7 protein-coding genes are annotated in these 4,362 nt (G+C 65.5%); all 7 read right to left on the reverse strand.

Annotated elements, in window-relative coordinates:
* Positions 1–69: 69 nt before the first annotated feature.
* The 7 genes from rplQ to infA all read right to left on the reverse strand — a co-directional run bounded on the left by rplQ (position 70) and on the right by infA (position 3,858).
* A complete protein-coding gene (gene rplQ / locus QK444_RS33060; RefSeq protein ID WP_282785977.1) occupies positions 70–570 on the reverse strand; it encodes a 50S ribosomal protein L17 in 501 nt (166 codons plus the stop codon).
* Between the two features lie 54 nt (positions 571–624).
* A complete protein-coding gene (locus QK444_RS33065; RefSeq protein WP_029923719.1) occupies positions 625–1,683 on the reverse strand; it encodes a DNA-directed RNA polymerase subunit alpha in 1,059 nt (352 codons plus the stop codon).
* A gap of 100 nt (positions 1,684–1,783) precedes the next feature.
* Complete coding sequence (gene rpsD / locus QK444_RS33070) at positions 1,784–2,389, reverse strand: 30S ribosomal protein S4 (protein ID WP_029923718.1); 606 nt, start codon at positions 2,387–2,389, stop codon at positions 1,784–1,786.
* Positions 2,390–2,409: 20 nt separating this feature from the next.
* The gene (rpsK, locus tag QK444_RS33075) at positions 2,410–2,823 is read right to left on the reverse strand and encodes a 30S ribosomal protein S11 (RefSeq protein ID WP_029923717.1); all 414 of its coding nucleotides are present in this window, start codon (positions 2,821–2,823) and stop codon (positions 2,410–2,412) included.
* A gap of 9 nt (positions 2,824–2,832) precedes the next feature.
* Complete coding sequence (gene rpsM, locus QK444_RS33080; protein ID WP_029923716.1) at positions 2,833–3,204, reverse strand: 30S ribosomal protein S13; 372 nt, start codon at positions 3,202–3,204, stop codon at positions 2,833–2,835.
* Positions 3,205–3,426: 222 nt separating this feature from the next.
* Complete coding sequence (rpmJ, locus tag QK444_RS33085; protein ID WP_025347279.1) at positions 3,427–3,540, reverse strand: 50S ribosomal protein L36; 114 nt, start codon at positions 3,538–3,540, stop codon at positions 3,427–3,429.
* A gap of 96 nt (positions 3,541–3,636) precedes the next feature.
* Positions 3,637–3,858, reverse strand: coding sequence for a translation initiation factor IF-1 (gene infA, locus QK444_RS33090; RefSeq protein ID WP_003886926.1), 222 nt, complete (start codon positions 3,856–3,858; stop codon positions 3,637–3,639).
* Between the last annotated feature and the right edge of the window lie 504 nt (positions 3,859–4,362).

Genomic DNA, 4,362 nt, shown 5'->3' on the forward strand with positions numbered 1-4,362 from the left:
CCCCCCCCCCCGGGCACACCGGGGGGGGGGGGGCCTACCCCCCCGATCCCCTTCGGAAGAAGGAAGACGTCAGTCTTCCTTCTTCTCCTCCGCGGGAGCCTCGGCGACGGCCTCGGTCTCGGCCTCGTCGGCCTTCTCCTCGACCTTGGCCTCGTCGACCTTCTTCTGCGAAGCGGCAACGCGGCGGGCGCGATCGGCCTCGTTGGTCACGGTCTTCTCCCGGACCAGCTCGATGATCGCCATCGGCGCGTTGTCACCCTTGCGGGGAACGGTCTTGATGATGCGGGTGTAGCCACCCTCGCGACCGTCGAAGGACGGGCCGATCTCCGCGAAGAGAGCGTGCACGATGTCCTTGCGGCGGATCACCTTCATGACCTCGCGACGGTCGGCAAGGGTGCCGGCCTTCGCCTTGGTGACGAGCTTCTCGGCGTAGGGGCGCAGCGCCTTGGCCTTGGCCTCGGTGGTCGTGATCCGACCGTGCTCGAAGAGCGCCGTGGCCAGGTTGGCGTAGATCGCCTTCTGGTGCGACGCCGACCCGCCGAAGCGGGCACCCTTCTTGGGCTTGGGCATTGTTGGAATCTCCTGTGTTGAAGGCCGGCTCGGGGCGCTACACCCCGCGCGGCCTTAGAGCTGTTCGGTTTCGGCGTAGTCCTGCTCGCCGCTGTCGGTGTCGCTGAACGAGCCGCTGTCGCTCCAGGTGCCGCTGGCGGCGTCGTAGCCGACGACGCTGGACGGATCGAAGGAGGCCGGGGAGTCCTTCAGCGAGAGGCCCAGCGAATGCAGCTTGACCTTGACCTCGTCGATGGACTTCTGTCCGAAGTTGCGGATGTCCAGCAGATCGGATTCGGTGCGGGCAACCAGCTCGCCGACGGTGTGCACACCCTCGCGCTTGAGGCAGTTGTAGGACCGCACGGTCAGATCCAGATCCTCGATCGGCAGCCCGAAGGACGCGATGTGGTCGGCCTCGGCCGGGCTGGGCCCGATCTCGATGCCTTCCGCCTCGACGTTGAGCTCACGAGCCAGACCGAACAGCTCGACCAGGGTCTTACCGGCCGACGCCAGCGCATCCCGCGCGGAGATCGAGTTCTTGGTCTCGACATCCAGGATGAGCCGGTCGAAGTCGGTGCGCTGCTCGACACGAGTCGCCTCGACCTTGTAGGTCACCTTCAGGACCGGGGAGTAGATCGAATCCACCGGAATCCGGCCGATTTCCGCGCCCGAGGCCTTGTTCTGCACGGCAGGGACGTAGCCGCGACCGCGCTCGACCACGAGCTCGATCTCCAGCTTGCCCTTGTCGTTCAGGGTGGCGATGTGCATGTCCGGGTTGTGGACGGTCACACCGGCCGGCGGCACGATGTCACCGGCGGTGACGGTGCCCGGGCCCTGCTTGCGCACGTACATGGTGACCGGCTCGTCCTCTTCGGACGACACCACGAGGCCCTTGAGGTTCAGGATGATGTCGGTGACATCTTCCTTCACGCCCGGAACCGTGGTGAACTCGTGCAGCACGCCGTCGATGCGGATGCTGGTGACCGCGGCACCCGGGATGCTCGAGAGCAGGGTGCGGCGCAGCGAGTTGCCGAGGGTGTAGCCGAAGCCCGGCTCCAGCGGTTCGATGGTGAACCGGGAGCGATTCTCGGAAACGACCTCTTCGGTCAGCGTCGGTCGCTGTGAAATCAGCATGGACTGTTCCTCCTTCAAGAGCGCCCGCTATTTGACGCTCACGACATGGATTGCGGGGGACCGTTTTTCGGCGGTCCCCCACCAGCGGCGCGGTGAGCGCCTACTTCGAGTAGAACTCGACGATCAGCTGTTCCTGCAGCGGAACATCGATCTGCGCACGCTCGGGGAGCTGGTGCACCAGAATCCGCAGTCGGCCCGGGACGACCTGCAGCCAGCCCGGAACCGGGCGCTCGCCGTAGGTCTCACGCGCGATCTGGAACGGCAGGTAGCCGGCCGACTTCTCCTTGACATCGATGATGTCGTACTGGGAGACCTGGAACGACGGCACGTCGACCTTCACACCGTTGACGGTGAAGTGGCCGTGCGACACGAGCTGACGAGCCTGACGACGGGTGCGGGCCAGACCGGCGCGGTACACGACGTTGTCGAGCCGCGACTCGAGCAGACGCAGCAGGTTGTCGCCGGTCTTGCCCTTCTGGCGGTTCGCCTCTTCGTAGTAGCGGCGGAACTGCTTCTCCATGACGCCGTAGGAGAAGCGAGCCTTCTGCTTCTCCTGCAGCTGCATCAGGTACTCGGACTCCTTGATCCGCGCGCGGCCGTGCTGGCCGGGCGGGTAAGGACGACGCTCGAACGCCTGGTCGCCTCCGACGAGGTCGACACGCAGACGACGCGACTTGCGGGTGATAGGGCCGGTGTAACGAGCCATTTTCTACTCTTCCTTTCCCGCTAGACGCGACGCCGCTTGGGCGGACGGCAGCCGTTGTGCGGCTGCGGGGTGACATCGGAGATCGTGCCGACCTCGAGGCCGGCGGCCTGGAGGGAACGGATCGCGGTCTCGCGGCCCGAACCCGGGCCCTTCACGAACACGTCGACCTTCTTGACGCCGTGCTCCTGCGCCTTGCGGGCAGCGTTCTCGGCAGCGAGCTGCGCGGCGAACGGGGTGGACTTACGCGAGCCCTTGAAACCGACGTGGCCGGACGACGCCCAGGAGATGACGTTGCCCTGCGGGTCGGTGATGGACACGATGGTGTTGTTGAACGTGCTCTTGATGTGCGCGTTGCCGTGGGGGACGTTCTTCTTGTCCCGGCGACGCGACTTCTGAGTCTTCTTCGGGCCAGCGGCCCGGCTCTTCGGAGGCATGCGCTATCCCTACTTCTTCTTGCCGGCGACGGTCTTCTTCGGACCCTTGCGCGTGCGAGCGTTGGTCTTGGTCCGCTGGCCACGCACGGGCAGGCCGCGGCGGTGGCGGATGCCCTGGTAGCACTGGATCTCGATCTTGCGACGGATATCGGCCTGCACCTCGCGGCGCAGGTCGCCCTCGACCTTGAAGTCCTGCGACTCGATGTAGTCGCGGAGCTTGGTCAGGTCGTCGTCACTGAGGTCCTTCGAGCGCAGGTCGGCGCTGACGCCGGTGGCTTCCAGGATCTCCTTGGCGCGGGTACGGCCGATGCCGAAGATGTAGGTCAGCGCGATCTCCATGCGCTTTTCGCGCGGGAGGTCGACGCCCATCAGACGTGCCATGGTGGCGATTCCTTTTCTGTTCGGAGGTCTGCTCCCTGTCCGTCCCCTCGTCCGGGGCCCCGGCCTCCGTACCGGGGGTGGGCCGCCATCCGCCCCTCGCGGGGCTCGACAACGGCGACTGGCGCTGGGAGGTCTTCTTGTGTTGCCAATCCGAACTGCGTTCGGTGCTTGGCTGGTGAGCGACCGGGATTGCTCCCGGCGAGCTCGGCCTTCCGGCCGAAATCAGCCCTGACGCTGCTTGTGGCGCAGGTTGTCGCAGATCACCATGACCCGTCCGTTGCGGCGGATCACCTTGCACTTCTCGCAGATCTTCTTGACGCTCGGCTGAACCTTCACGTCAGATCCAATCTGGGTCGGTGTTCACTGGCCGTGAACACAGTTGTTCCCCGGCCGGTATGGCCGGGGAAATCTAGGGGCAATCGCCGCGGGCGATTACTTGTAGCGGTAGACGATGCGGCCCCGCGACAAGTCGTAGGGCGACAGCTCGACGACCACGCGGTCCTCGGGCAGGATGCGGATGTAGTGCTGCCGCATCTTGCCGCTGATGTGCGCGAGAACCTTGTGACCGTTCTCCAGCTCGATCCGGAACATCGCATTCGGGAGCGGCTCGATAACTCGACCCTCGACCTCGATGGCCCCGTCTTTCTTCGCCATATCCTCCGCGATCCCGTTTAGGCTGAACCTGGTTGGTTGCAGCGCTCTCGGCTAGCTGTGCGATCACTGGTTTGTCGTGCACTCCAGTCGACCCGGTGCCATACTCACGGGACACGACATGAGGACATGCCACTGCCACCGTGTAGGCGCACCGCCGACCAAGCTTACCGGTCTTCCCAGCTCGCGCCAAATGCGGGGCATTGTGACGTGCGGAGCGGAGCCCGCGCCCGGCCGTCATCCACCAGCGGAGAACCGACTGCCCCCAACGCGGCCTTGTCTCGATCGCTAAACTCTCGGCTGTCCTGTATCAGTTCGGTCCAGCATTCAGGGGGACATGTGAGCCGCAACAACGACGGCCTCCCGATGCTGCCGCCGTGGCTCTCCGAGAGTGAAGTCACCGAGGTCGGCTACGAGGCTCCCGTCGAGAACCTCCCGCACGACGAACTCATTCCCGAGAAGAAGTCCGCCCGCGGCGGCCTGTTCGGCCGCCGCAAAGGCCGCAAG

Source organism: Nocardia sp. CC201C, assembly GCF_030010695.1.
Lineage (GTDB): Bacteria > Actinomycetota > Actinomycetes > Mycobacteriales > Mycobacteriaceae > Nocardia > Nocardia otitidiscaviarum.

Coding starts and splice junctions, on each gene's coding strand:
- rplQ (WP_282785977.1), bottom strand. CDS start 570: ATGCCCAAGCCCAAGAAGGGTGCCCGCTTCGGCGGGTCGGCGTCGCAC.
- QK444_RS33065 (WP_029923719.1), bottom strand. CDS start 1,683: ATGCTGATTTCACAGCGACCGACGCTGACCGAAGAGGTCGTTTCCGAG.
- rpsD (WP_029923718.1), bottom strand. CDS start 2,389: ATGGCTCGTTACACCGGCCCTATCACCCGCAAGTCGCGTCGTCTGCGT.
- rpsK (WP_029923717.1), bottom strand. CDS start 2,823: ATGCCTCCGAAGAGCCGGGCCGCTGGCCCGAAGAAGACTCAGAAGTCG.
- rpsM (WP_029923716.1), bottom strand. CDS start 3,204: ATGGCACGTCTGATGGGCGTCGACCTCCCGCGCGAAAAGCGCATGGAG.
- infA (WP_003886926.1), bottom strand. CDS start 3,858: ATGGCGAAGAAAGACGGGGCCATCGAGGTCGAGGGTCGAGTTATCGAG.